General features: G+C 44.7%; 21 protein-coding genes, 1 pseudogene and 1 riboswitch. Of the genes and pseudogenes, 15 read left to right on the top strand and 7 right to left on the bottom strand.

The features are described 5' to 3' along the window. The first annotated feature begins 288 nt into the window (after positions 1-288). The 8 genes from tsaE to fdhF all read left to right on the top strand — a co-directional run bounded on the left by tsaE (position 289) and on the right by fdhF (position 9,466). Positions 289-816: a tRNA (adenosine(37)-N6)-threonylcarbamoyltransferase complex ATPase subunit type 1 TsaE gene (gene tsaE / locus UF75_RS02010; RefSeq protein ID WP_045572930.1), complete on the top strand. Its 528-nt coding sequence runs from the start codon at positions 289-291 to the stop codon at positions 814-816. Further along, entirely contained in the window at positions 813-1,538 is a 726-nt protein-coding gene (gene tsaB / locus UF75_RS02015) for a tRNA (adenosine(37)-N6)-threonylcarbamoyltransferase complex dimerization subunit type 1 TsaB (protein ID WP_045572931.1), read from the top strand. Before tsaE ends, tsaB begins: the two co-directional genes overlap by 4 nt. Next, entirely contained in the window at positions 1,531-1,998 is a 468-nt protein-coding gene (gene rimI, locus UF75_RS02020; RefSeq protein WP_045572932.1) for a ribosomal protein S18-alanine N-acetyltransferase, read from the top strand. The genes tsaB and rimI overlap by 8 nt, the downstream gene beginning before the upstream one ends. Next, the gene (gene tsaD / locus UF75_RS02025) at positions 1,998-3,023 is read left to right on the top strand and encodes a tRNA (adenosine(37)-N6)-threonylcarbamoyltransferase complex transferase subunit TsaD (protein ID WP_045572933.1); all 1,026 of its coding nucleotides are present in this window, start codon (positions 1,998-2,000) and stop codon (positions 3,021-3,023) included. The genes rimI and tsaD overlap by 1 nt, the downstream gene beginning before the upstream one ends. A gap of 801 nt (positions 3,024-3,824) precedes the next feature. Next, positions 3,825-4,424, top strand: a complete 600-nt coding sequence (locus UF75_RS02030) for a 5-formyltetrahydrofolate cyclo-ligase (RefSeq protein ID WP_045572934.1) — start codon at positions 3,825-3,827, stop codon at positions 4,422-4,424. Positions 4,425-4,435: 11 nt separating this feature from the next. Continuing rightward, the gene (gene nuoE, locus UF75_RS02035; RefSeq protein WP_045572935.1) at positions 4,436-4,918 is read left to right on the top strand and encodes an NADH-quinone oxidoreductase subunit NuoE; all 483 of its coding nucleotides are present in this window, start codon (positions 4,436-4,438) and stop codon (positions 4,916-4,918) included. 12 nt (positions 4,919-4,930) lie between these two features. Continuing rightward, complete coding sequence (gene nuoF, locus UF75_RS02040) at positions 4,931-6,727, top strand: NADH-quinone oxidoreductase subunit NuoF (protein ID WP_045572936.1); 1,797 nt, start codon at positions 4,931-4,933, stop codon at positions 6,725-6,727. 57 nt (positions 6,728-6,784) lie between these two features. Continuing rightward, positions 6,785-9,466: a formate dehydrogenase subunit alpha gene (fdhF, locus tag UF75_RS26735; RefSeq protein ID WP_082074970.1), complete on the top strand. Its 2,682-nt coding sequence runs from the start codon at positions 6,785-6,787 to the stop codon at positions 9,464-9,466. Between the two features lie 108 nt (positions 9,467-9,574). On the opposite strand, the gene thiC is transcribed toward fdhF, so the two are convergent. The 6 genes and pseudogenes from thiC to UF75_RS02080 all read right to left on the bottom strand — a co-directional run bounded on the left by thiC (position 9,575) and on the right by UF75_RS02080 (position 14,351). Then, entirely contained in the window at positions 9,575-10,852 is a 1,278-nt protein-coding gene (thiC, locus tag UF75_RS02055; RefSeq protein ID WP_045572939.1) for a phosphomethylpyrimidine synthase ThiC, read from the bottom strand. Beyond that, positions 10,853-11,550: pseudogene (thiE, locus tag UF75_RS02060) on the bottom strand (thiamine phosphate synthase). Beyond that, positions 11,547-12,677: a 2-iminoacetate synthase ThiH gene (thiH, locus tag UF75_RS02065; RefSeq protein ID WP_045572940.1), complete on the bottom strand. Its 1,131-nt coding sequence runs from the start codon at positions 12,675-12,677 to the stop codon at positions 11,547-11,549. The pseudogene thiE and the gene thiH overlap by 4 nt, the downstream one beginning before the upstream one ends. A 3-nt stretch (positions 12,678-12,680) precedes the next feature. After that, on the bottom strand, positions 12,681-13,484 hold the full coding sequence (locus tag UF75_RS02070) for a thiazole synthase (RefSeq protein ID WP_282433532.1): 804 nt from the start codon (positions 13,482-13,484) through the stop codon (positions 12,681-12,683). Between the two features lie 4 nt (positions 13,485-13,488). Further along, complete coding sequence (thiS, locus tag UF75_RS02075; protein ID WP_045572941.1) at positions 13,489-13,689, bottom strand: sulfur carrier protein ThiS; 201 nt, start codon at positions 13,687-13,689, stop codon at positions 13,489-13,491. A 129-nt stretch (positions 13,690-13,818) separates the two neighbouring features. Next, positions 13,819-13,919, bottom strand: a riboswitch (TPP riboswitch). Positions 13,920-14,042: 123 nt separating this feature from the next. After that, positions 14,043-14,351 (bottom strand): DUF6506 family protein, encoded by a 309-nt coding sequence (locus UF75_RS02080; protein ID WP_045572942.1) that lies wholly within the window; start codon positions 14,349-14,351, stop codon positions 14,043-14,045. A 352-nt stretch (positions 14,352-14,703) separates the two neighbouring features. Between UF75_RS02080 and UF75_RS02085 the strand changes: the two genes are divergently transcribed. Together UF75_RS02085 and UF75_RS02090 are read left to right on the top strand one after the other, a co-directional pair. Continuing rightward, positions 14,704-15,762 carry a biotin/lipoate A/B protein ligase family protein gene (locus UF75_RS02085; protein WP_242860075.1) on the top strand — a complete coding sequence of 353 codons (1,059 nt, stop codon included), beginning with the start codon at positions 14,704-14,706 and terminating at the stop codon, positions 15,760-15,762. Continuing rightward, positions 15,738-16,850, top strand: a complete 1,113-nt coding sequence (locus tag UF75_RS02090) for a geranylgeranyl reductase family protein (protein WP_045572943.1) — start codon at positions 15,738-15,740, stop codon at positions 16,848-16,850. The genes UF75_RS02085 and UF75_RS02090 overlap by 25 nt, the downstream gene beginning before the upstream one ends. Before the next feature lie 33 nt (positions 16,851-16,883). On the opposite strand, the gene UF75_RS02095 is transcribed toward UF75_RS02090, so the two are convergent. Further along, on the bottom strand, positions 16,884-17,930 hold the full coding sequence (locus UF75_RS02095) for a lipoate--protein ligase family protein (protein ID WP_045572944.1): 1,047 nt from the start codon (positions 17,928-17,930) through the stop codon (positions 16,884-16,886). A 490-nt stretch (positions 17,931-18,420) separates the two neighbouring features. On the opposite strand from UF75_RS02095, the gene UF75_RS02100 reads away from it, so the two are divergent. The 5 genes from UF75_RS02100 (at position 18,421) to UF75_RS02120 (ending at position 26,450) form a co-directional block, all read left to right on the top strand. Beyond that, positions 18,421-20,391, top strand: coding sequence for a sigma-54-dependent Fis family transcriptional regulator (locus tag UF75_RS02100; RefSeq protein ID WP_045572945.1), 1,971 nt, complete (start codon positions 18,421-18,423; stop codon positions 20,389-20,391). 168 nt (positions 20,392-20,559) lie between these two features. Next, positions 20,560-22,434 carry a sigma-54-dependent Fis family transcriptional regulator gene (locus tag UF75_RS02105; protein WP_045572946.1) on the top strand — a complete coding sequence of 625 codons (1,875 nt, stop codon included), beginning with the start codon at positions 20,560-20,562 and terminating at the stop codon, positions 22,432-22,434. A gap of 391 nt (positions 22,435-22,825) precedes the next feature. After that, positions 22,826-23,602 carry a glucose 1-dehydrogenase gene (locus UF75_RS02110; RefSeq protein ID WP_045572947.1) on the top strand — a complete coding sequence of 259 codons (777 nt, stop codon included), beginning with the start codon at positions 22,826-22,828 and terminating at the stop codon, positions 23,600-23,602. Between the two features lie 523 nt (positions 23,603-24,125). Then, the gene (locus UF75_RS02115; RefSeq protein ID WP_045572948.1) at positions 24,126-25,277 is read left to right on the top strand and encodes a membrane protein; all 1,152 of its coding nucleotides are present in this window, start codon (positions 24,126-24,128) and stop codon (positions 25,275-25,277) included. A 114-nt stretch (positions 25,278-25,391) separates the two neighbouring features. Then, the gene (locus UF75_RS02120) at positions 25,392-26,450 is read left to right on the top strand and encodes a 2,3-butanediol dehydrogenase (protein WP_045572949.1); all 1,059 of its coding nucleotides are present in this window, start codon (positions 25,392-25,394) and stop codon (positions 26,448-26,450) included. Positions 26,451-26,626: the final 176 nt, after the last annotated feature.

Consider the following 26,626-nt stretch of genomic DNA (forward strand, 5'->3'; position numbering starts at 1 on the left):
CGAATTTCTAAGAGCAGATACCGGATAGCGACATTCGGCGACTGGATGAGATCTGAGAAAACTTATAATGAGTTTGGTTCTAGGTAACACTAAATTAAGGTCCGAGGTTTAAGTTTCGAAGTTCGTATTGGGATTCTGCCTATATCAAGTGTTAGTTCTGAAAGCTTATTTTGAGTTTAGAGTTAGGTCAAACTAAATTAGGTTTTAATTAATCAAAACTTGGAGAAGAAAAAAACTCTTATGAAAGGAAACGGTTAAGGTTTGTCCAAGTTTTCTTAATCAATCATTATGGACTATAGAGTTAAGAGTGCTACAGTAGAGCAAACTCGGGAGTGGGGGAAACAGCTAGGAGCGCGTTTGCGGGGAGGAGATGTCGTAGCTTTGAGCGGAGATTTGGGTGCAGGTAAAACGGCGTTTGCTCAAGGAGTTGGCGAGTCTTTAGGAGTCAAGGGTTCCATGACTAGTCCAACGTTCACCTTTCAACAAGAGTATATCGGACGAATTCTAAATTCGGGGATGGGGATCGAGACCCAGACAGAGACTGAGATCCGTTTGATTCACATGGATCTATATCGTTTACAGCGTCCAGAAGAAGTGGAAGTGATCGGGGTGGAAGATGCGTTTGTAGAGGATGCTGTCTGTCTGATTGAATGGCCCGAAATAGCGGAGGATCTTTTACCAGAAAGTCGATTAGACATTCAAATTATTGGTAGTGGCGAAGCTCCCCGCGAAATTATCTTTCGCGCACGGGAGCATGATTGGGAGCTGCGCTTAAAGGACCTGAATATTTTAGGAGAGGTTCGAAGGATCCAATGAAATACTTAACGATTGATACGACGACAAAAGTAACGGCAGTAGCCTTGGCTGAAGACGGGCGGCTGGTCGGAGAAGGATTTTTACATACCTCAAGAACGCACTCAGAGCGTATCATTCCGATGCTTGATCAATTGCTAACTGCTGCAGATTGGTCACTACAGGAATTGGATATGATCGGTGTAGTACGTGGACCGGGTTCGTTTACTGGAATACGGATCGGAATCGCTACAGCACAGGGCCTTGCCCAAGTGTTAAAGCTTCCGCTGATTGCCGTTGTGTCCCTCGATACTCTGGCCTGGGCGGGCTTAGGGAGAACGGAAGACATTGTTCCCCTTTTAGATGCGCGCAAAAATGAATGGTATACGGCACGTTATCGCTGGACGCGCGGCGAAGAGAAGGCTGAGTGTTTAACACCCCCTCAAGCGTTGCCTAAAGATCAATGGCTAGAACAATTGAGGGTATTGGACCGTCCAATTTGCTTCGTTGGAGATGCAATTGCTAAAGCTAAGGTTCAAATCGAGGAAGTGTTAGGCGAGCGAGCCTTGATTTTACCGGACTATATTAATCTACCCAGGGGTGCGTATGCCGTTCAAGCAGTTTGGCAACGTTGGCAAGAAACGGGCGTAGGGGAACGGGTAGAACCGTACTACATCCGCTTTTCTGAAGCAGAGGTTAATTGGGCAAAGAAAGAGGAAGCGCGAAGGAGCGAGGGGCATGAATAATGGGATTGTACGTCCCATGAAGATCAATGATCTCCAAGTCATCCTAGAGATCGAGCGCGACTCGTTTGCTACCCCTTGGTCCATGCAAGCTTTTAAAGCAGAGCTTATCGATAATGAGTATGCGCGCTATTATTGTTTAGAGTTGGACGGTCAGACGATCGGGTACATGGGACTCTGGTTCATCCTTGATGAAGGGCATATTACGAATATCGCCATTACTCCAAGCTACCGAGGGCAACATTGGGGGGAGTTTCTCATGCGTAATGTGATGAAGAAAATGGTGGATGCGGGTATGGAACGAATGACTCTAGAAGTCCGTGCTTCAAACAGCCCTGCCCAGTCCTTATATAGTCGCTTAGGCTTCACCACGGCAGGAGTTCGTAAAGGGTATTATGCAGATAGTGGGGAGGATGCCTGGATTATGTGGGCGGAATTGCGAAGGGAAGTGAATGTGACGTGATGGAGAAGTCAAACCATGAAGTGATAATTTTAGGGGTTGAGACGAGTTGCGATGAGACTTCGGCGGCCGTTTTAGTCAACGGGACCGAATTACGCAGTCATGTCATTTCATCCCAAATCATGACGCATCAAAAGTATGGCGGAGTTGTACCGGAAATTGCTTCGCGCGAGCACAGTCTACATCTTCAACCCGTTGTCCAGCAAGCCTTAGATGAGGCTATGATGACGTTTAAGGATTTGTCAGCTATTGCGGTGACCTATGGCCCTGGATTGGTCGGATCCTTATTGGTCGGGGTTTCAGGAGCCAAGGCCATGGCCTATGCCGCTGGAGTTCCGCTAATAGGCATTAATCACTTAGAAGCGCATATCTATGCCAATTTTTTGCCGCATCAGGACATCGAGTTCCCCCTCCTAGCCCTGTTGGTCTCTGGAGGGCATACACATCTGATTTTCTTCGAAGCACACGGGCAGTACAAGATTTTGGGGCGCACGCGAGATGATGCGGCTGGAGAAGCTTTAGATAAAGTCGCGAGAACTTTAGGATTAGGTTATCCAGGAGGTCCTCAGATTCAGAGAATCGCTCAAGAAGGGGATGCGCAAGCCTTTAAGTTCCCTCGAGCTATGTTAGAACCGGATAGTTTGGATTTCAGTTTCAGTGGTATGAAATCCGCGGTTTTAAATACCTTAAATTCTGCCCGAATGAGGGGAGAAACACTTAGTGTTCCGGATATTGCTGCCTCCTTCCAGCAAGCAGTAGTGGATGTATTAGTCCGAAAAACCATGCTGGCCATCAAAAGAACCAGAGTCAAGACCCTGCTTCTTGCCGGTGGTGTAGCCGCTAATAGTTTGTTACGCCAAACGTTGTCCGAAACGTTGGGCAAGCAGAGCGTAAGGTTGGTGTATCCACCCCCCATCTTATGTACGGATAACGGAGCCATGATCGCGACAGCAGGGTATTATCATTATTTAGCGGGAGACTTCGCACCTTGGACCCTTAACGCAGTTCCGGGGCTAAACTTGACGTAAATTGGGCTCTCCTGTTTACGATTGCTGATTACGTTTCTAATTTTGATACAAAGTTAAGTATGGAATCCTTAAAAAAGCTAACGCAATATGATATTGAAACTGTAATCTGCTATCATGGCGGTATCTGTAAGGACGGCATCAACAAACGCATAGAAGAACTGGCGAACGGATAATAACATTGCCAATCATGACGGACTCACAAAATACCCATGACCAAAGGATAATTATCAAGGTCATGGGTATTTTATCTGTTTTTACACCTCAAAAAGGAACAGGAAGCTTCATTGGGGCGGCGTTTTTGTTCTTCAGTTATCGCTGAAATGCAAGACGAGTGCAAGTCGAGAGTGCAAGTCGAGAATGCAAGTCGAGAACCGTCCCCAACGTGCACATGGAAGCATATGTTCTGTGGATAAGGTAGAGCTGTGGATAATGGGGATAAGTCTGTAGATAAGTCAGGGGTGCGGCTTTGGAGTTTTACCCCTAATTCGCACATTTAGGATATTATTATCCACAGGACCTGTGGATAATGTGGATAACATTGGTACAAGGCGGAATTGCCTGTTTTAAAATGTGGATAATCTTGTGGGTTGAACTACACCAAGGTAAGAGGTAATATTGAATCATCTAGATAGTATGTTTGGAGATGACTAATTTTTGATCTATATTTTGAAAATAAAAAAGGGTTTCTAACATTAAAAAATTACTAAATATTTAATTAAATATATCTTTGCGGAAGGAATTTGCCTTTTTTGATCGAATAATTTTAAACGTACGAGATTTTACCGAAAGGGTAGCTCTAACATGAATGAGGAAAAACGGAATACAAAAAGTGAAGTACGCAAATCGTGTTTAAAACAGCGGGCCGCTTTGGGGGAGAAAGAGAGAAAAAGTTATAGTTCGGTGATCCAGCAAAGACTTAGAAATTTACCTGAATTCCAAACAGCTCAAGTAGTCATGTTATTTCTTAATTTTCGCGATGAAGTTGAAACAACTGACTTAGCTGAGGAAACGATTGCCTGTAAAAAACGGCTTATATTACCTCGTTGCGCTCCCCAGGGAATACTTCTTCCACTTGAAGTACACGATCTAGCTATGGAGCTTGAACCGGGGGCTTGGGGAATTCGTGAACCCAAACTTTCTAATGAACAGGTAGAGCCATCAGTAATCGATTTAATCATCGTGCCTGGGGCGGGTTTTGATCAACAAGGGAATCGGTTAGGGTATGGGGGCGGTTATTACGATCGCTTTTTTATGTTGTTAAATCCCTTGACACCTAGGGTCGCTCTTGGTTTCGAATGTCAGGTTATTTCACATGTACCCGTGGACCAACATGATGCCAAAATGAACATGTTAATCACGGAAAAAAGAGTTTATGATTTTAGAATGATAGGAATTCAATAGGGGGGATTTATTTGAGCACCGCGTGTGAAGAGTTAGTGGATCCAAAGCAAATTCAGCTTGATGAAATCATCGAAAAGTATCGACATGAGAATGGACCGCTTATCCCAATTTTACAAGGAGCCCAAGGGGTGTATGGCTATTTGCCAGCTCATGTGCTTAAACACATTAGTAAGGCGATTCGTATCCCATTGGCAAGGATATACGGTGTGGTCACGTTTTACGCTCAGTTCCGTCTTACACCTGTAGGGAGAAATCTAATCAATGTTTGTTTAGGAACGGCTTGTCATGTTCGTGGAGGGGCCAAGGTACTGGAAACTATTGAAAAAGAACTTAAGATTAAAGATGGCGCTACAACGGACGATGGGCGGTTTACTTTGGAAATCGTAGCTTGCATTGGAGCGTGTGGTCTTGCGCCAGTAATATCGATTAATAATGAGGTTCATGGACGATTAGTACCGGAGAGCATTGCCGGGATATTTGCTAAATACGAGTAGGGGGATAAAGGGATGGCTGAAAACCAACGAATTCTAGTTTGTGCAGGGACAGGATGTGCCTCTTCGGGAGCACTTCCGATCATCGATATCTTGAAAGAGGAGATCAAGCGGCAAGGACTTGAAGGAACCGTAAGCGTCGTTGGTACTGGGTGTCAAGGATTTTGTGAAAAAGGGCCGACGCTCGTTATTGAACCACAGCATATCTTATATACTCGAGTTGCCGCAGAAGATGTCGCGGAAATTGTTGCTCAAGATATTATAAACGGTGAACGTGTAGAACGTCTTCTGCTTCTTGATCAAGTAACTCAAAAGCCTGTCAGTTCACTTTCAGATATTCGATTTTTCGCTAAGCAACATCGAATTGTTCTTCAAAATTGTGGTGTGATTGATCCCAAGAAGATTGGAGACTATACTGCACGGGATGGCTATAAAGGCATCCAAAAGGCGCTAAAAGAAATGTCACCCGAAGAGGTACTCGAGGAAGTCAAGAAATCAGGACTTCGTGGTCGTGGTGGCGCTGGATTCCCAACAGGAATGAAGTGGGGTTTCTGCCGTCAAACGCCTAGTGACAAAAAGTATATTATTTGTAATGCAGACGAAGGAGATCCAGGAGCCTTCATGGATCGCAGTGTCCTTGAGGGAGATCCACATTCGGTCATTGAGGGTATGCTTATCGGAGCGTATGCCATTGGGGCGGACGAAGGGTATGTATACTGTCGTGCAGAATATCCATTGGCTATCAAACATTTGGAAATTGCGATTAAGCAAGCACAAGAAGCTGGTTATTTAGGAGATAATATTCTAAACTCGGGCTTTAATTTTCATCTGAAAGTATTTGCTGGAGCTGGAGCTTTTGTCTGCGGGGAAGAAACAGCTTTGATGGCTTCCATCGAAGGTAAACGCGGTATGCCAAGAGTTCGGCCACCTTTCCCAGCTGTTAGTGGGCTATGGGGAAAACCCACCAATATCAATAACGTTGAAACCTGGTCCAATATTCCTCACATTTTGCGCAATGGGGCAGAGTGGTATGGCCAATTTGGGACGGAGAAAAGTAAAGGCACTAAGATTTTTGCTTTGACCGGCAAAGTCAATAATACAGGCTTAGTAGAAGTTCCTATGGGCACGACTCTTAGGGAGATCATTTTTGACATTGGGGATGGAATTCAGAACGGAAAAGCCTTTAAGGCAGTTCAAATTGGAGGTCCCTCAGGTGGATGTTTGCCTGAGAGTATGCTTGATCTTGCTGTCGATTATGATACCTTGACGCAAGCTGGGGCTATGGTTGGCTCTGGGGGACTTGTCATTATGGATGAAACCACTTGCATGGTGGATATAGCGCGATACTTCTTAAACTTTTCCAAGAAAGAATCGTGTGGGAAATGCACCCCCTGTCGAGAGGGAACTACGCGGATGTATGAGATTCTCGATAGAATCACCAAAGGTGAGGGTAAAGAGGAAGATCTTGACACCTTAGAAAATCTTGCCCTAACCATTAAGGAAACCTCCCTGTGTGGACTGGGTCAATTTGCACCAAGCCCCATTCTTGCAACTCTAAAATACTTTAGGCATGAGTATGAGGCTCATATTCGAGATCATAAGTGTCCGGCGCATAACTGTACAGCCTTGCTGAGTTATACCATTGATGTGGAGAAATGCAAAATGTGTAGTCTCTGTGCTAAAAACTGTCCGGCTAACTGTATTACAGGGGATAAGAAGACCAATACCCCGTATGTGATTAATGAAGAGGCTTGTATCAAATGCGGAACTTGTCTGGAAAAATGCAAGTTTGGTGCAGTTAGTAGAGCTTAGTCAATAAGGGTCCCAAAAACTATCCAGAATGGACAAACTGAGAGGAGTTGAAACACTTTGGAGTGGCTTACAATAACAATTGATGGTCGTGAAGTCAGCGTACCTAAAGGGACGACCGTACTTGATGCCTGTCGTATGAATAATATTCCTATTCCAACCTTGTGTCATGCCCCGGAGCTTACCTCTGCGGGCGCATGCCGTTTGTGTGTCGTTCAAATCGAAGGGATGCGCAATCTTCCCCCGTCTTGTGTGACTCAGGCAGCCCAAGGCATGAAAGTAGAAACTCAAAATCCCAAAGTTCGCAATGCACGTAAAACGATCTTGGAACTATTGGTCGCTAATCATCCGTTAGATTGCATGACCTGTCAGAAAATGGGGGATTGCTCTTTAGCTGAGTATGCCTATGAATATGGTGTAACTGGTGAAATTTATCAAGGAGAAAAACGTAATCTCCCGATTGACAGTGGAAATCCCTTCATCTTAAGGGATCCCAACAAATGTATCATGTGTGGAAAATGCATCAAAGCGTGTACTGAAATTCAGGGCAAAAGCATTTTAGACTTTTCACATCGAGGGTTTAATACCCAAGTGGGTCCAGCCTTTAATTTGCCCTATCACGAATCCGATTGTGATTTCTGCGGATCCTGTGTCTCGGTTTGTCCAGTAGGAGCCTTAGTAGAAAAGCAAATGGTCGGCAAGGGACGTCCATGGGAAGTATCTAAAGTTCAGACGACTTGCCCGTTTTGTGGGGTAGGATGTAACTTTGACCTGAATGTTAAAGACGGGAAAGTCATTGGGGTGACCTCGAATCCGGATGCACCTGTCAATGGCAAGGCTTTATGTGTCAAAGGTCGCTTTGGGATGGACATGATTTATAGTGACAATCGTGTGACCACTCCTCTGATCAGGAAAGATGGAGTATTAGTTCCAGCAGACTGGGATGAGGCTTTAGATTTAATCGCCACGAAGTTAGGTGAGATCAAGAAGACCTATGGTCCTAACTCTATTGCGGCCCTAAGTTCTGCCCATTGTACGAACGAAGAAAATTATCTCATGCAAAAATTCATGCGCGCGGTCATCGGTACCAACAATATCGATCACTGCGCAAGGACCTGACACGCTCCCACTGTGGCCGGTCTGGCCACTTCATTTGGTTCCGGAGCGATGACTAACTCCATTAATGAAATTCCGAATACAAAGGTTATGTTTGTGATTGGTTCCAACGCGACTGAGGCTCATCCTGTGATTGGGACAAAAATGAAGCAAGCGCTCGCTAAGGGTGCCAAGCTGATTGTAGTCGATCCTCGCCGCATTGATCTGGCTGAACGTTCGGATGTTTGGTTAAGGCTTCGTCCGGGTACGGATATCGCACTAATCAACGGAATTATGAACATTATTATTGCCAACGGCTGGGAAGACCGTGCGTTTATCGAAGCACGGACAGAAGGGTATGAAAAAGTTAAAGAAACCGTTCAAAAATATACTCCAGAAGTCGTTAGTCAAGTAACGGGAGTTCCTGTAGAGCAGCTAGTAGAAGCCGCTAAACTTTACGCAACCGCGGAAACAGCACAGATTTTTTATACCTTAGGGATTACGGAGCATACCTGTGGTACAGATAACGTCATGAGTTTGGCGAACTTAGCCATGCTTACAGGTAACATCGGTAAGGAGAGCTCGGGTGTTAATCCAATGCGTGGGCAAAATAATGTTCAGGGTGCCTGTGATATGGGAGCATTGCCCGACGTCTATCCCGGCTACCAAAAGGTCGCCAACCCTGAAGTACAGGCAAAATTTGAAGCCGCTTGGGGAGTTCCGCTTGACCCAAATCCTGGTTTTATGATTCCAGATATGTTTGAAGCCGCCGTTAGTAAGGATTTACGGGCTTTGTATGTTTTGGGAGAAGATCCTGTTATTACAGATGCTGATGCGAACCATGTGCGCAAAGGCCTTAAGGCTCTTGATTTCCTTGTTGTCCAAGAAATCTTCTTGTCCGAAACAGCTAAATTGGCCGATGTTGTCTTACCAGGGGCTAGTTATGCTGAGAAGACTGGCACATTCTCAAATACTGAGCGGCGGGTGCAAATGGTCAATCAAGCCATTAAACCGATCGGGAATGCGAAGACAGATGGGGAGATCATTTGTGAACTTGCAACTCGTATGGGTTATCCCTTCGAGTATCAATCTTCGGAAGAAGTCATGCAGGAAATTGCCAAGCTTACCCCTATATTTGCAGGAATTACCCATCAACGTTTAGGAACTCAGGGACTTCAGTGGCCGGTACCTCATGCTGAACATCCCGGAACTAAGTTCTTACATGAAGGGAAATTCAACCGGGGTCTAGGGCAATTTGTGGCGATCGATAATCAGCTTCCTGCTGAATTGCCGGATGAAAAGTATCCGTTCTTACTCAGTACGGGGCGTAAACTTTCCCATTATAACGTTTTCACTCAACACTCTCCATCTCTGGAAAACTATTCGCCTGAAGAGTTGGCAGAGATTAACCCGACAGATGCTAAACGACTCAAACTCAAAGAGGGTGAAGTCGTTCAGGTATCCTCCCGTCGCGGTGAGCTGAAAACTAAAATTATAATTACGGAACGTGTGCCCGTGGGTATGGTCTTTATGACCCTGCACTATTTTGATTCCCCAACCAACGTACTAACCAATGGAGCGTTTGATAAAGTCACCAAAACGTATGAGTATAAAGTGTGTGGCGTTCAAATTTCAAAACTTAGTTGATACTAAAAAATGGGCCTTCAATACCGATAGCGAAGGCCCATTTTTTGTCGTGCAGTTCTATAAAGGAAAACTTTCTTCAGGTGGAGTTTCAACTCCATCGGATCAAACCTATTTGTCCATAATACGGTTCATGAGGCGCATCGAACACATTTCTCCGCACATGGTGCAGCTGTCCTGATGCTCAGGGGCGGATTCTTTACGATAACGCTCTGGTTTTTCACGGTCTAAGGCTAGACAAAACATTTTCTCCCAATCCAAATCTTGTCTAGCCTGGCTCATTCTCTTGTCCCATTCGGCTGCTCCAGGTATCCCTTTGGCAATATCCCCGGCATGTGCTGCAATCTTGACTGCTACGATCCCTTCCCGCACGTCGTCCAAAGTGGGCAAACGAAGGTGTTCGGCGGGCGTTACATAGCAGAGAAAATCTGCTCCTGCCGAGGCGGCTAAGGCTCCGCCGATTGCACTGGTGATGTGATCGTAACCAGGAGCCACGTCTGAGACTAATGGCCCCAAAATGTAGAAGGGCGCTCCGTGGCAAAGTTTTTTCGCCAACTGAACATTAGCCACTACTTCATGCAAGGGAACGTGGCCGGGTCCTTCAATCATGACTTGTACATTGCGTTTCCAAGCCCTTTGAGTCAATTCTCCCATCACGATCAATTCGGAAATTTGGGCTCCGTCTGTGGCATCGGCAATGCTTCCAGGTCGGCAAGCATCTCCTAAACTTATCGTCACGTCATAGGTTGTGCAGATATCCAGGAGATCATCAAAATACTCGTAAAATGGGTTTTCCTGCCCGGTCAATTCCATCCAGGCATACAGTAAAGACCCGCCCCGGGAAACGATGTTGGTAACTCGGGAGGTCTGACGGAAATGCTGGGCAGTTTCCCTGTTGATGCCGGCGTGGATGGTCACGAAATCAACACCGTCTCGGGCGTGCTGTTCCACCACGGCTAAGAATTCTTGGGGTGTAATGTCTTCCAACTTCTTATCTAAATAGCCAAGGGCATCATACATAGGAACAGAACCAATCATTGCTGGGGACATGTCGATGAGCCGGTGGCGAAATTCAACGGTTTTGCCATAGTTGCTTAAATCCATAATTGCTTCCGCTTTCATGTCCAGAGCCATACGTACTTTGGACAACTCACTGTCGAGATTGGCACAGTCTGGGGAGATACCTAAATTGACGTTAATCTTCGTCTTAAGTCCAAGACCAACGCCCTCCGGACTCAGAGAGGTGTGATTATGGTTAGCTGGGATGACAATGCTGCCCGCCGCTACCCGGAGCCTAATTTCTTCAGCAGTAAGCCCCTCTTTGTCAGCGACTGTTTGCATTGCCGCAGTGATTACTCCATTTTTAGCCTGTTCCATTTGTGTACTCATCTAATCACACTCTTTCTTATATTTTTCTTGTAGTTGTGTTTCCATAATGCGCTGTAAACGTTTAATCTTACTCTTAATATCCGGATTGCTCACAATCTCGTTGACTAAGGCCACTGTCCGGGCCCCGTCTTGATCACTTCAGCTAGATTGTGTTCCTTGATTCCGCCGATCGCGACAAAGGGGATCTCCAGATTCTTGACGACGTAATCTAAATAGTCTAGTCCTACCGGATCACACACATCAATTTTGGTATTGGTGGCAAACAACGGTCCTACTCCAATGTAATCAGCGCCACCGCTCACGGCAGCCCATGCTTGAGCTGGTGAATGGGTAGAAACTCCAATCATGAGATCGGGGCCGACTAACTCGCGTACTTTTGATAACGGCAAGTCGTCTTGTCCGATATGTACGCCATCTGCGCCCACCGCCAGAGCCAGATCTAAGTGGTCGTTGATAATGAACAAGGCACCGTATTGCTGTGTCATAGCCCGCAGCGCTAGACACTCCTCATACATGATCCTAACTTTCTTGGCCTTCTCTCGGTATTGAAGGATTGGAACGCCGCTGGCCAAGATCTCACTGGCCACTTCAATATTGCTCCTGCCTTGAGAGTGGAGTTCAGAGGTAAGGGCATAGATGCCAGCGGGAAGGGTACGCCTTTTTGAAATTCCATTTAGTTCAGCTATTAAATGGTTCATTGTGCTACAACATTCCTTTCCCGCATATTTACCCAGTCACAAAAAGTGGGTAGATAGCCTTTGGCCCGGATCATTTGTACCACTTCTGGAACGGATCGTTCGTCAGCAATTTCAAATTGGGCACTGCCTACGTTGTCTGTTTCGCTATAACCACCGACGGAAGTGAGAGCACCGGCCGACATTCGAGTAATTCCGAGGGGAAGCAAATTTTCCCGCATTTGCGGACTTTCCCGGGTGGATAAAGTAAGTCCCGCCCGGGGTAGAAATAGCCGGTAAGCCAAGATAATTTGGACGAAGAGAGCATCCGTAACGGGTGCAGCAGAGGAGTGAAAACTGCCGGCATAGGGTCTGAGGCGCGGCACAGAGAGTGCGACTTCAACCCCGGGATAAGTCCTTTGCAAGTAATCAGCATGGAGAGCCGAATAAAATGCATCCCGCCGCCAGTCTGAGAGACCCAAGAGTGCTCCTATGTTTACGGCAGAGATTCCGGCTTCACACGCTCGGTCTGGTGCCTCCAAGCGGTAGTGATAATTGCGCTTGGGCCCGGCGGGGTGTACCTCCGCATAGGTGATTTCATCGTAGGTTTCTTGAAAGAGAGTGACAGAATCAATCCCTGCCTCGTATAAACGTCGGTATTCCTCAGTGGATAACGGATAAACTTCAAGCCCCAGAGAGGCAAACATGGGCCGCAAAGCATGGACACATTCTTCCATGTAAGCGGGTCCGCTTTGGGTGCGAGATTCTCCCGTCAAGAGCAGCAAATGCTGCAGCCCGGTCGAAGTGATGGCTTTCCCTTCCTTAAGGGCTTGTTCGACGGTTAGCTTGCAGCGTACAATCTTATTGCCAGCATGGAAACTACAATAGACGCATTGGTTACTACAAAAATTAGCGAGATACAGAGGAGTAAACAAACCCATCGTGCGGCCAAAATTGCGGATGGTTAAAGCCTGAGCCTTTTTGGCCATGGGTTCCAAGTAAGATAGGGCAGCTGGGGAAAGCAAGACCGCTAAATCTTGAGGGCGAAGAGTCTCTCGGGCCAACACTCGCTCGACATCGGCGCCCCTAAAACTTGCCCAATGCGACTCGGTGAGCCTGGGTTGCCATTCCGTGATTTGCTCGTAAAACATCCGTTAACCCTCCTGCAAAAAGCCGGTTAAGGGGGAGGAAGCAGCGGCTTCGATCCGTCGTTCACCCGGTCCCGCTAAATAGCCCATACGTCCTGCGGTTACGGCTAAGCGGAAGGCCTGAGCCATGAACACCGGATCTCCTGCCGTGGCAATCGCAGTATTCACAAGCACTGCGGCTGCACCCATTTCCATAGCCTCGGCTGCCTCTGAGGGTCGTCCAATGCCCGCATCGACAATGATCGGCAGAGAAATCTCTTCGATCAGAATCCGGATGAGTTCTTTGGTTTGCAAACCTCTGTTGCTGCCAATAGGAGCTCCTAGGGGCATGATGGCTGACGCCCCGGCATCCTGCAGGCGCCTGGCGGCACCCAGATCTGGACTCATGTAAGGCAGTACCACAAAACCTTCCTTGACAAGTTGTTCCGTGGCCCGTAGCGTCTCCCAATTATCCGGCAATAGGTAACGCTGATCCTGTACAACCTCAATTTTTACCCAATTCCCGCAACCAGCAGCTTGAGCCAAGCGAGCGATTCGCACGGCTTCTTCAGCTGTGCGCGCACCGGAGGTGTTGGGTAATAAAATGGTGTTTGGGGGCATGTAGTTGAGAATATTCTCTTGGGGGTTTTTCCAATCGACCCGGCGCAAAGCCATAGTTACCACTTGGCTGCCGCTCGCTTCCAGCACCTGAGGCACTATTTCATGAGACGAAAATTTGCCGGTTCCTACGAACAGTCTGCTGTGCAAATTCGCTCCTCCGATGAGTAAACTGTCATCCGATGGATTAACACTCTGTATGGTATCGTTCACGGTATCAGCCACCTCCCATAAAAATTAAGATTTCCAAACGGTCGTCAGCCTGCAAAAGAGTACTCTGCCAATGTTCTTGCTTCAGAATTTTCCCATTGAGCTCTACGACCGCCGCTTTGAGGGTCACCGCATTGTCAGTAAGTAACTGGAAGACGGTACATTCCAAGGGGATTTCCTGCGCTTCACCGTTGACAACAATTTGCACATACAGCCCTCCTTTCCCTTGATCACGTATGTGTTTGCCGGGGTTCCCGTCTTACTGTCATGGTACTAGGGAGGATAAAGATATAAAAAAATGAGAACTGTGGTAAGCAATTCTCATTTATACTTCTATAAGCATAACGATTAGCTTTCCTCCGCTGGTATTAACCAGATCAGGTTCAAAGGGATCGAGTTTCCTCATCTCAGCCCCGAGGGGCACCCCTAGCATACGACGTATTTAGTTGAGTGGGATTAATACTTATCCTAGTAAATATTAATCCCCATTATATAACTAATAGGTAGAGGTGTAAATAAATCCTGTGAACATTAGTGATTTATCCTCACAGCCCTTGGTGGTTAAGTTTGGAATAGATCATCCCCGCTTTTTCCGCTCAACCCGGGGTGGCAATCAAATCGTACTGTACCCACTGGGATTTTATGTTCTACAGCTTCAACAATTTTTGCCGTTCCAATGTTACCAAATCCTCCGCATAATTCCAACGCCTGAACTCCTTCAGTAACCAGTTGTTGTGCAAGATGAACAGCTTCTTGGTAATTTTGGACTCCCCGTATAAGTAGGGTAACCTGTGGGGTTTGAATCTCCGCTTGATGTTGTGAAGGGTTGGCTTGAGGTGCAAGAAAAATAAAGGCGGCTTTTAATGACAATTAAATCACATCCTCTCCATACTTAAATTTAGTTTGAGATTCACAGAGTAGAACAGGAAAACAAGCAGCAACCTGTGATAACTATAATAAACATGCAATTCATATGCCAAGAAGTTTCATTGGGCTTGGCATATGAATTGCATTCATAGAAATAAAAAAGATATAGGGATGAAAATAAAAAAAGAAGATAATGCCGACCTTCGTACTATCCGAAGGCTAAAATTGGCTAAATTACAACGTGTCTTAATAAAAAGAGGCACTATTCACTGTTCGATTTTCGTCCACTGTTCGAAAATCGAACAGTGGACATGATCAACAAACATCTAAATCAAAATAAAGGAGGACTTTAGTGATGATGAATTGGCGACTAATTGACAATAATCCATTAAATTCGGCCGACCACATGGCTTTGGACGAGGTCCTGCTTGCTTCCCGAAGCGCAGGAAAATGCCCGAATACATTGCGTTTTCTCCAATTTTCTCCCCGTTGTGCCCTATTGGGTTTACATCAAGCGGTAGAGTTAGAAATTGATGAAGAATATTGTCGGAGAGAAAGTATTGAAATCAACCGTCGTATCACAGGAGGGGGCGCAATTTTTTGGGGACCGTCCGAACTAGGATGGGAAATTTATGCAGGTAAGGATTGGCTGTCGGGCAGAAATCTCGATGAGGTTTATAAGTTGCTGTGTGACGTTATGGTCAAAGCTTTAGCCGATCTTGGTGTAAAGGCAACGTTCCGGCCCCGTAACGATATTCAAGTTGGTAATCGTAAGATCTGCGGTACAGGGGGAGCCGAATTAGGCAATGCCTTTGTCTTCCAATGTTCTTTACTCGTTGATTTTGACGTTGAGAGCATGGTCAAGGTACTTAAAATTCCAATGGAAAAAATAAGTGATAAGAATATTATCGCGGTAGAGGACCGGGTAACGTGGCTTAAAAGAGAGCTTGGTCAGGTTCCGGATATGTCCAAGATTAAAGAAGCGATTTGTGCGGCATTTGCATCTGTTATGGATATGCAATTTATTAGAGACGAACTTAATCCATGGGAAGAGGCATTATTTCGAGAGAAGAGAATGTATTTCCATTCTCCTGAATGGATTTATAAAGTTAGTTTACCAACTGAGGCGGGAGAAATAAAGGAAGCTTGCCTTAAAACACAAGGCGGATTAATCCGGGTGGTTGCCAAGACGGAGTTAAAGGCTCGAGTTTTGAAGAGCGTATTACTTAGCGGGGATTTCTTTACCCATAATCCGTCAGTCATTTTTGAGCTTGAGGCCCGCTTAAAGGATTGTCCCCTGGGAGGGGACAAAATTGAGGAGATAATCAGGTCTTATTTTAAGGATTACCCGGATCAAATTCCCGGTGTAAGTGCTCAGGACGTGGAGTCATGTGTGCGCAGAGCCTTAAGATGAACGCTGAGTTTGAAATTGACGAGCTTCCTATTTTGGCTAATGCAGATGTTGTAGTAATCGGAGCTGGCCCAGCAGGTAGCTCCGCAGCGGCTACAGCGGCTGCCGGTGGGGTTTCGGTGTTGATGTTAGACAAAAAAGAACAAATAGGTTTACCAGTTCAATGTGCAGAGTATGTACCATTGAGTTTAGCTGCAGAAGTACCTGTTCCAGCGGATTGCATAGCTCAAAGGGTGGAAGGTTTCGTTACCTATATTCATCGAGAACAAGTGGCTCAAACACGGGCACCTGGTTACATACTCAACAGGGATGTCTTTGATCGTTATTTAGCTGAGAGAGCGGTTCAATCTGGGGTTAAGTTATTTACTAAAGCACGGGCAGTAGCGGTTACGGATCAGGGTGTTTTAATCAATAAGCAAGGAAAATTATCCGTGGTTAAAGCGGGGATTATTATAGGTTCGGAAGGACCTAAATCCGTGGTAGCCCAGGCAATACACTGCCCACCTCAAATTTTGGCCTATGCTAAGCAAATCACGGTCAAGTTAAGGAAAAGGGCGCAATGGGCTCAAATTTACTTTAGTCCATCCATTCCCGGCGGATATGCTTGGCTCTTTCCTAAAAATGATCTGGCAAATGTCGGGGTTAGCATTGATTTAAGTTTAGGCGGCAGTGTAGCAACCGCTTTAGCAGAATTTCAACAATATTTATTCAAAGAAGGGGTGATTAGTGAAGAAGTGATACGAACGACTGGTGGAGCGATTCCTATCGGAGGACCCCGGTTAAGGATGCAACAGAAAAACATAATGTTAGTTGGGGATGCGGCAGGACATACTCATCCTATCAGTGGAGAGGGGATTTTCCCAGCAATAGTGGCTGGGAAAATCGCGGGTTCTTTAGCAGTTGACAGTATTCGAACGGGAGACATTAACGTGTTGACACAGTATCCTCGGCAGTATTTGATAAGATTTGGGGAATTTATACAAAGGGGTTTTAAAAGAAAAGTAGAATATAATACCAATTGGGAAAAGACAGATTTTTCTGTCTTAGTACGAAAAACTTGGTTTGCATTCCCAGAGTACTTTGAAACTTAGATTGGTAGTTTAACCGTCATACTGAAGGGATCATCACGCAGTTCCAGCAGCGTTTTTCCCGCTTAGGGTAAGGGCAAGATTTTTTGCCTGAAAGGGGTTTAAGACATGTGCTTCCATACAAGCTTCATTTAATGTATTAAAATCCATCTTTTTTCCGAGGAGGGAGTATTCCAACCGTCGCAAACGTAGGGGAGGGATTAAGCGATTGGAGTCACTCAAGGTTATATTGGTAATTCGTTGACCAGCGAGGACTAAACGGCATGTCAGGTCAGTACCATCAAGAGAGACTTGGTATTCTCTGATATAACAGTTTTCCGCTACTTTAATCTCCCGATAGAGGAGGCGACGCCCGGCTTCCATGAGCCATTCTTTGGATTGAAACATAGGGGTGAGTTTGCGGATTTGTTCAAGAACCTGATTGTCTAGTTGGGTTGAAGTAAGCGAGAAGGCTCCTGTGAAGTTAGTTTTGAGCCTTTCGATAACTTCCTCTTTACATACGGCTCTCCCCATTTCCGACTGCAATGTCGTGAGGTTTGCTTGCATTTGATGTAAATACTCCTGGCGGAAATCCTCTGATGGGACACGGATAATAGAAGACATAACCTCAAAATTGAAATCCATTAGAATATTCCCAACTAAGACATTACACTCTCCGATTTGACCTGCGCCATTGCCAGAAATCTTTTTGGAGTTAACAATTAAGTCACAAGGCGAGCGTATCTCCGCCGCTAAGTTGAAATCCCTGAGCGTTTGCACTACTGGTTCGAGGAGCTTCTTGTAAAATCGCTCCCGGTTGGTGGGGATGTCTGGATTTTTTCGGTGAAGAACAATTTGGAAAAAAATCTGCCTGTGATCTAAATAGACTAATCCGCCTCCAACTTCGCGACGAAATAGGGGGATCCCGAATTCTTTACAAGCTTTTAAATCGACTTCACTGGGTATATCCTGATGGAACCCTGCACAGACATAAGGTGTTGCCGGGGTACAGAGTATTAACGCCTCCCGGTTTAGGTGGGCAAGAGCGTGATAAATAACCTGTGATTCAAACCAAGTCACTAGGTTAAGATTGTAAAATTCCATAACGAGTACTCCTAACAGTGAATTTTGCGTTCATAAACTTCTTAATGCAAATTCTATGCCAAGAAAAAATTGCAGAGTATGTGGCACAAGTTGAAGACTTGGCATCAATTCTTTGCACATTTGACGAAACAAGATAAACTCTGGCCGCGTGAAATAGAGAAAATGCAAGCGAAATAAGACTTTGTAAACAATTCCCTCTTCTTCGAAACAAAGTATCGTATAATAAAGGCGTAATTATTTTATTAAATAATTTGTGTTTGGGATTTTTTTGACTTTTTCTGTGAGAACTGATTTTAGTGTTGTTCACTCTCCAATAGTAAAGTCTTGGATTGATGTGCTAGGGACGGGGTCAACCCGAAGGATGGTAGTGGCCAACATTTTAGAATACATAAGTTTAAGGCATCGATGGAAAAAACCAGAAATTGAAGGTAATGGTTTTTTCGAGTCTAAAACCATTCGTGAGCAGAAAAGGTTTTAGGAGGGGCTTAAGATGTCCAAGCAATCCATAAAATGTGTAGAAGATTCGTTAGGGGCATGGAGAAACTTTATCGAGGGCGGCATGGGTGATGCAACGGTTACACGCTCAGAGATCCTTGAATCATGGTATCGCTGTAAGAAACTTGGCATAAACCCCTATGATGGTAAAGGTAAGGACACGTTGGACCACGAAAAGTTGCAACAACTAATCAATCATAACTCTAGATTAGTAGAGGTAGCCAAACCTTTCATGCATACCGTTTACCAAAGTGTAAAGGGTTCGGGATTCATGGTCGTGATTACAGACAAGGAAGGGAGGATTTTGCACACTTGCGGCGATTCTGGGATATTGGACAAGGCTGCAGGTACAATTCGGTTTATAAAGGGTACAAACTGGTCAGAACAGGCCGTTGGGACTAACGCGATCGGAACAGCGTTGGCCATCAATAAAGCCATTCAAATTTCAGGGTCTGAGCACTTTTGCCAATCGCATCATTGCTGGACGTGTTCTGGAGCACCGATTCATAATTCTCTCGGGGAGATTATCGGATGCTTTGATATCTCCGGCCCCGCCGAATGTGTGTATTCTCATACATTGGGTATGGTTGTAGCGGCGGTAGAAGCCATAGAAAATCAATTGCGGAAGGAAATAATCCAGGAGGAAAAGAACCGAGCATATGAATTATTGAGTGCAGCAACAGAGAGCGTGACTGAAGGCTTGCTGGCCGTGGACAATGAAGGCCGGATTATTCATATCAATCAGGCTGCCCAAAAAATGTTCGGCTCGAGCGAAAAAATAGAGACAGGCCAACTTTTGAAATCGATCCTCGGCCCTAACGAGAAGTTCAGTGAAATGGCTAACCAACTTCTCTGGAAAACGGATGTGGAAATTGTGCACGAACAAGGACGGGACCGAATCCATTGTACATGTTCAGCCCGTCCATTTTCTAAGAAAGATGGCTCAATTGCTGGTGTGGTGTTTACCTTGCGGGAAATTAATAAGGTTCGCCGTTTGGTAAACAGGATGGTAGGAGCTACTGCCCGTTTTTATTGTAAGGATATTGTAGGGGAATCTAAAGTGATAAAAAGTGCCTTGAAATTAATTTCTATCGCCGCGAATTCCCGTTCAAACGTTCTTTTGACAGGAGAAAGCGGTACGGGGAAGGAATTATTTGCCCAAGCGATCCACAATCATAGCGGTCGCTCGGAGGGGCCGTTTGTCGCAGTCAATTGTGCAGCTCTGCCACGAGAACTAATCCAAAGTGAACTTTTCGGTTATAATGAGGGAGCCTTTACTGGAGCAAGGCGAGGGGGAAATCCAGGAAAGTTTGAATTGGCCAATGAGGGGACCATCTTTTTAGATGAAATCGGTGATATGCCCATCGAATTGCAGGTGAACCTTTTGCGGGTATTACAAGAACGAAAAGTGACCAGGGTTGGAGGAGACAAAGAAATTCCGGTTGATGTGCGCATCATAGCTGCTACCAACAAGAATTTGCTCAAGGATATTGATGAGGGACGCTTTCGCCAGGATTTATTCTACCGTTTAAATGTATTTAGCATTCATATCCCTCCTTTAAGGGAAAGGGAAGAAGATATCGAACTCCTGACAATGTATTTGATTAGAGTTTTTTCGGAGAGCCTGGGCAAACAGATTAAAGGAGCAGAAACGGAATTTTTACAGGCAATCAGAAATTACTCTTGGCCTGGGAATGTCAGGGAATTGCAAAATGCCGTGGAGTTCGCCATTAATATAGCTGAAGAAGATTATCTTACCGTTAAAGAATTGCCTCGTACTGTTGTTAGCTATCCACGGTCGGCAAGAACTGAAGGCGATGTTATTTCTTTGTTGGAAATAGAACGGATTGCCGTTGAATCCACTCTGAACCAGTTTAACGGTAATATTACGCAAACTGCCAAAGCTTTAGGAATCGGACGCAATACTTTATATGACAAGCTAAAAAAGTTAGGGGTCAGAGTTTAGACGGTTAACAAGTGCATTAGTCCACACCATGGACTAATGGGGCGTAAGCTAGGTCTTTCAAATTAAAGACATTTGGAATAGGAAATAATAATTATGTTATAAAAAACAGAATAGTACAAAAAATAGCTTCTTTTTACAGTGGGATTTTTTTACAAGGAGGAAATATTAATGGATTTTAACGGGGAGGAAATTAATTTACTGGATGTTATTGACTTAGAATTTTTGCAGCAGTTTCAGGACACTTTTTCTCGTGTTACAGGTGTTGCCGCTTTAACATTTGATAAGAATAACAACCCAGTGACTCAGCCGATAAATTTTATTGATATTTGTATGAAGTATAATCGAAGCTGCTCTGAAGGTTTGAAACGTTGTGAAATTAGTGATAAGAAAGGCGCTGAAGAATCAACCAGAACCGGAAAGCCTGCGGTGTACCACTGTGAAAATGGCATGGTTGATTTTGCCGCTCCTATAATGCTGAACGGCGTACGAATCGGAGCAATCCTGGGAGGACAGGTCTTAGCAGATCAACCGGAAAAGGAAAAATTTATAAAACACGCCGAAGTGCTTGGAGTAGATCCTAATGAGTATTTAGAAGCTTTAAATAAAGTCAAAATTATTCCGGAAGAAAAAATAAAGGAAGCAGCAAATTTACTTTATTTGGTAAGTTCAAAAATTTCAAAAATGATAGAAAATCAGTTACGCAAGGAAGAACTTCAAGAGGAAAAAAACCAGGCTTACGAATTGTTGGCTGCCGCGACCAGTAGCGTTACGGAGGGATTGATGGCCGTAGACAACGATGGAAAGATCATTCATATTAATCCAGCAGCTTATACCATTATGAGATTGTCTGACAAAGATGTCGTTGGCAAACCATTGAGTTTGATTCTTGGTCCTAACAATAAATTTAGTGAAATAGCCAAAAACTGCATCTGGAACACTGATGAAGAAATTGTCCTGGATCAAGGCGGGGAGCGCATTCATTGCACAAGTTCTTCCAGGCCGATTTTGAAGGAAAACTGTACAATCGCTGGCGTAGTGTTTACGTTGCGGGAAATAAGAAAGGTGCGTAGTTTAGTCAACAGAATGGTAGGGGCAACTGCCCGCTTTACCTGTTTAGATATTATCGGGGAAAGTGAGGGAATGAAGAAAGCATTTAAGCTGATCTCGGTTGCGGCTAATTCCCGTTCCAATGTATTACTTACAGGTGAAAGTGGAACTGGTAAAGAGCTGTTTGCCCAAGCGATCCACAATCATAGCGGTCGCTCGGAGGGGCCGTTTGTCGCAGTCAATTGTGCAGCTCTGCCACGAGAACTAATTCAAAGTGAACTATTTGGTTATAATGAGGGAGCTTTTACCGGGGCTAAGCGGGGAGGAAATCTTGGTAAGTTCGAACTTGCCAATGAGGGGACCATCTTTCTGGATGAAATCGGGGATATGCCCATAGAATTGCAAGTAAACCTTTTACGGGTCTTACAGGAACGGAAAGTAACGAGGGTTGGTGGAGAAAAGGTAATTCCTGTTAACGTCCGGATTATTGCAGCGACCAACAAGGATCTGATGAGGGCCGTCGAGGAAGGACGTTTCCGAGAAGATTTGTATTACCGCTTAAATGTATTAAACATTCACATCCCACCCTTAAGGGAGAGAGGGAAAGATATTGACCTCTTAACCATTCATTTAATAAACATTTTCTCAGAAAACTTGGGTAAAGAGATCGGTGGAGCTGAGCTGGAGTTTTTCGAGGCCATTCGTAATTATTCCTGGCCTGGGAATGTAAGAGAATTACAAAATGCGGTGGAATATGCCATGAATGTGGTTGAGGGGGAATATCTCAGTGTTACGGATTTACCCCGCAGTATACATCGGCAGCCGAACTTTCTGCAAGAGGTGGGGGAGGTCATCTCATTAACAGAAATAGAGCGGATTACTGTTGAGTCAACATTAAACCGGTTTAATGGCAATATTACCAAAACGGCAAAAGCTTTAGGAATTGGACGCAATACGTTATATGACAAGTTGAGGAAGTTGGGGGTTAGAGCATAGAATGGATTTAACACTCTTGACGTGAATGAAGTGCCCGGAAAGCGAACACTGTTCGTTTTTTGGGCATATTTTATCGTCTTTAATGGGGAGTTTGCTACGACGATCGATTTGTTGAATGATTGGCGGCCTTCTGCAGAACCCGTGTTCGTTATTTGGTCAATTTTTTGAAAGTACATAATGTAGGAGATAGTGCCCACCGAAGAGAAGTTATAGGCCTTTTTTTTGGAATGAATGGTTTGGCATGGAACTTGCGTTAACATCCATTAACTAGCCGGAAAGGGGGGAGTAATTAGTGCTGGAGGACAAGGGTATTTAGGGGCGAGAAATCATGGATTAACTATTACTTTTTTAAGAGTTCTGAAGACTGCGAGGAATGAGGGAGGAAATGAACATGAAGCTGAAGGGTAAAGTGGCCATTGTCACCGGGGCAGGGAGGGGTATCGGGAGAGGAATTGCTATACGATTAGCGCAAGACGGGGCTGAAGTGGTGGTCAACGATATCAATAGTGAGACGGTGAACAAGGTAGTAAAAGAAATTGAAGCATTGGGGAGAAAAGCGTTAGCAATCGTAGCTGATGTCAGCAACGGGCCGGCGGTTTACGCAATGGTAGAAAAGGTAGTAGCGGAATTTGGTAAACTGGACATAATGGTAGCTAACGCTGGCATTGCTCAAGTTAAACAGGCTATCGAGATCACAGAAGAGGACTGGGACAGGATTTTCGCCGTAAATGCTAAAGGAATATTTTTATGCGACCAGGCTGCAGCCAAGCAGATGATCAAGCAAAAGAGAGGAAAAATAATTAATTGCGCTAGCATAGCCGGGCATTCCGGGTTTGGCCTGTTGTCTTCCTACAGCGCTACCAAATTTGCGGTAGTGGGATTTACCCAGGCTTTAGCCAAAGAACTGGGGCCTTACGGAATTAATGTCAATGCCTATTGCCCGGGGATCGTTGGTACCGATATGTGGGATCTAATCGACGAGAAGATGGGTATTTACCTAGATTTGCCTAAAGGGGAAACATTGAAAAAATTCTCAGAACTCATAACTCTCGGTCGGGTGGAGACGCCAGAGGATGTCGCTTGCTTGGTTTCATATTTGGCGTCTGCTGATGCCGACTATATGACGGGTCAAGCCATTAATATTTGTGGTGGCGTTATAATGAGTTAACATATAGGTTAAGTTAGCTACTATGTAGTTTCTCGGCTGAGAGGTTAACGTTTTTCATAGGTCAGCTTTTTGAGCAACCTTAATGTGACTCAAGAATAGGCCAGAAGGAAACAAAAGTGCCTGGGAAGCGAACTGCGTTCGTCTTTAAGTACTTTCTGTTTTCATGCCAAGGGATAAGGAGAAGGGACAAGGTAATCGGACGCAATACTTTATATGACAAACTAAAAAAGCTAGGGGTTAGCAAGTGCTCGGGGAACGAACATACTGTTCAGTTCCCGGGCACTTGTTTTTAGGGATAGTATACAAAAAGCTGAACATACCTTAATTAAAATAGTATTGTTTAGAGGTATTTCAAAAGATCGATAAAATTAAACTTTGGCACAAAATTTGCAATATATTGAAAACTGGCTAGCCAAATTAATAATAAGGGGGTATTTCGCGAGAAAGCATTAAGCCATCGGAGATTTTTTTGGAACAATTGTAATGGAGAGCTGGAAGAAAAGGCGATTTAATTGGGAGGTGTATGGGTTTGGATGCTTCAACCAATGCGGCAGGGAAGGGTGGCGAGATTATTAGCGCCAAGAAACAATTTGGTTTATCCGTTAATCCGATCACGTTTGCACTGGCGCACCTAACAATAATTCTGGTAGTTAGTCTTGTGGTTTGGAATTTGTTTGCGGATCCAAAGCAAGGCATATGGAAACTGTACCCACAGCCCTTTGGTGCTGTCATGTTCTGGTTCATTTTAGAGGTTGTATTCCTGGCATTTAATGGTGAGCTATGGCCCTTTCATCGCTTAAAGCAACCTCTATCAGGATTAGTTACATTTGTTACCGGCGCAGTTTTAGCTTTTCTAACAGTGGGAATACTCGTTTTCGGCATCGGAAGTTATGAACCGGCTTTTAATCCAAGCGGAGCAGGTTGGACGGCAACCGGCATGATTGTCCTAATGGGTTTTTACTTTTTCGGTATCTTACCAACAAACATGGGGCATTGGCCATGGGTGGATTTAGGGCTAAAGCAGCCATGGGTCGGGATTATAGAGTTCTTTGAAGGGTTTTTCCTGGCGTTTTTGGGTTATCTGATATTAATTTATCCGAGCGTAGCCAGTTGGTCCCAGAGCGGAAAAGTGATTCTTCCATTGGTCACAGCGGTTGGCTGGTTTTATTCAGTTATTGTCTCTTGGCTTACGACAGCTAATGCCTTAGATAACTGGCCGTGGAGCCAATTGGGTTCAAGAGCCAAAACTGCTCTGGTATCACTCTTCGGCAACTTTGTCATCGGTACAGGTATTTATTTCTTGTTTTTGGCTATCCTTAAAAATTTCCTGATCCCTGTTGAGGCTCAGAAATCTCTTGGAGTTGCGATTACAATGTGGCCAGCTCAATTAGGGGTTTGTATCTTGTTTTGGGTCTTAACGTGGTCGACAGTTTTTGACAATCAACCTCTAAATACCGTCTCGAAAAAGGTTATCAGAGTGGTGATTACTTACGGCCTGGGGCTGATAACATTTTTGGTTTATACCCGGTGGTTTGCGATTTCGGTACTGCATGAAGCTGAGATCAGCAAAGGATTCGGTGGAGATCCTTTAACGTGGATAGATTTGATGATTTTAGTTATGTTGATTTATGCCGTATATTTCGGTTCTTATGGCTTAATCAAAAAGAACAAATAAGGTTTGAAATTTTTAAAGCTTGTTCATTTTTAGTAAACTTGGGCTTTTTAAACAGAGCATCCAAAGTATTTCGAATATTGGAGAATAACTATATTTTTAAAGGAGAGATGATCAATGAAAGCAGCAGTGTGGTATGGAAGAAAAGATGTTCGCGTTGTGGATGTACCGGAGCCACCTACACCGGGTGAAGGGTGGGTAAAAGTAAAGGTTAAATGGTGTGGAATTTGTGGTTCCGATCTCCATGAATACTTAGCTGGGCCAATTTTCATTCCTGTTTCAGCGCCAGATGCGCTAACAGGTAGTAAAGCACCAATTATTCTTGGACATGAATTTTCCGGAGAAGTGGTAGAAATCGGCCCAGGAGTAAAAAATGTTCAGGTGGGAGATCGGGTTGCACCTGATGCATGCCAAGTGTGTTGGGAATGTTATCATTGTAAACGCATGAATTACAATATGTGCGAAAAATTGGCGTTTACTGGGTTGATGACGGATGGTGCCTTTGCAGAATATGTCAATGTACCAGCCTATACGATATATAAAATTCCGGATGATATGTCCTACGAAGTAGCAGCCGTAATCGAGCCGATAGCTGTTGGGATCCATGCAGTTCGAATGGCACCTGTTATCGAAGGAGATATAGTCGTTGTCCTGGGCGGGGGAACAATCGGGCTCGCGACATTACAAGCTGCGAAGGCAGCTGGAGCTAGTAAAGTTTATGTGATTGAAATGGCTAAGGCTAGAAAAGAATATGCTTTAAATATGGGGGCAACGGCAGTCTTCGATCCTAGAGAAGTAGACGTTGTCGCAAAGATCAAGGAGCTTACCGACGGATTAGGAGCGGATATTACCTTCGAATGTATCGGGAATGAGAAGACAGCACCACTGGCCATACAATTGGCAAGAAAAAGCGGTAAAGTTGTCATGGTAGGTATCTTTGAACGTGAGAGTACGTTTAACTTTTTCGAGGTTACCGCTAATGAAAAACACATTATAGGATCCTTGGCCTATAATGGAGAGTTTAGTACGGCGATTGCTTTAATGAATGATGGCCGGATTCAGGGAGAACCCATGATTACGGGAAAAATTAAACTCGATGATATTATAGAAAAGGGATTTGAAGAACTGGTAAACCGGAAAGAGGTAAATATCAAAATATTGGTCTCACCGAGCTAAGCGATACAACTCGTCTGAAAAAGCGCCTGGAATATCTAGGCGTTTTTCTATTGAGATTTCTAAAACGTTGTTCGAAGATCGAACGAATGTTCAATTCGCGACCACTGGATGGATACAGGGCTAGTGAAGTGTTTAACGCTGCAGGTTTAAATGAATTGTCAAGAATCGTTCAAACA

This window comes from Desulfosporosinus sp. I2 (genome assembly GCF_000960765.1).
In the GTDB taxonomy this organism is placed as follows: Bacteria; Bacillota; Desulfitobacteriia; order Desulfitobacteriales; family Desulfitobacteriaceae; genus Desulfosporosinus.

Bases quoted from the DNA above. Each gene is read 5' to 3' on its own strand.
- UF75_RS02085 (WP_242860075.1), top strand. From the start codon at position 14,704: ATGATGAATTGGCGACTAATTGACAATAATCCATTAAATTCGGCCGAC.
- UF75_RS02105 (WP_045572946.1), top strand. From the start codon at position 20,560: ATGGATTTTAACGGGGAGGAAATTAATTTACTGGATGTTATTGACTTA.
- nuoF (WP_045572936.1), top strand. From the start codon at position 4,931: ATGGCTGAAAACCAACGAATTCTAGTTTGTGCAGGGACAGGATGTGCC.
- UF75_RS02095 (WP_045572944.1), bottom strand. From the start codon at position 17,930: ATGGAATTTTACAATCTTAACCTAGTGACTTGGTTTGAATCACAGGTT.
- UF75_RS02100 (WP_045572945.1), top strand. From the start codon at position 18,421: ATGTCCAAGCAATCCATAAAATGTGTAGAAGATTCGTTAGGGGCATGG.
- UF75_RS02030 (WP_045572934.1), top strand. From the start codon at position 3,825: ATGAATGAGGAAAAACGGAATACAAAAAGTGAAGTACGCAAATCGTGT.
- UF75_RS02090 (WP_045572943.1), top strand. From the start codon at position 15,738: ATGTGTGCGCAGAGCCTTAAGATGAACGCTGAGTTTGAAATTGACGAG.
- tsaE (WP_045572930.1), top strand. From the start codon at position 289: ATGGACTATAGAGTTAAGAGTGCTACAGTAGAGCAAACTCGGGAGTGG.
- UF75_RS02120 (WP_045572949.1), top strand. From the start codon at position 25,392: ATGAAAGCAGCAGTGTGGTATGGAAGAAAAGATGTTCGCGTTGTGGAT.
- tsaD (WP_045572933.1), top strand. From the start codon at position 1,998: ATGGAGAAGTCAAACCATGAAGTGATAATTTTAGGGGTTGAGACGAGT.
- UF75_RS02110 (WP_045572947.1), top strand. From the start codon at position 22,826: ATGAAGCTGAAGGGTAAAGTGGCCATTGTCACCGGGGCAGGGAGGGGT.
- thiC (WP_045572939.1), bottom strand. From the start codon at position 10,852: ATGAGTACACAAATGGAACAGGCTAAAAATGGAGTAATCACTGCGGCA.
- UF75_RS02115 (WP_045572948.1), top strand. From the start codon at position 24,126: ATGGGTTTGGATGCTTCAACCAATGCGGCAGGGAAGGGTGGCGAGATT.
- thiH (WP_045572940.1), bottom strand. From the start codon at position 12,677: ATGTTTTACGAGCAAATCACGGAATGGCAACCCAGGCTCACCGAGTCG.
- tsaB (WP_045572931.1), top strand. From the start codon at position 813: ATGAAATACTTAACGATTGATACGACGACAAAAGTAACGGCAGTAGCC.
- rimI (WP_045572932.1), top strand. From the start codon at position 1,531: ATGAATAATGGGATTGTACGTCCCATGAAGATCAATGATCTCCAAGTC.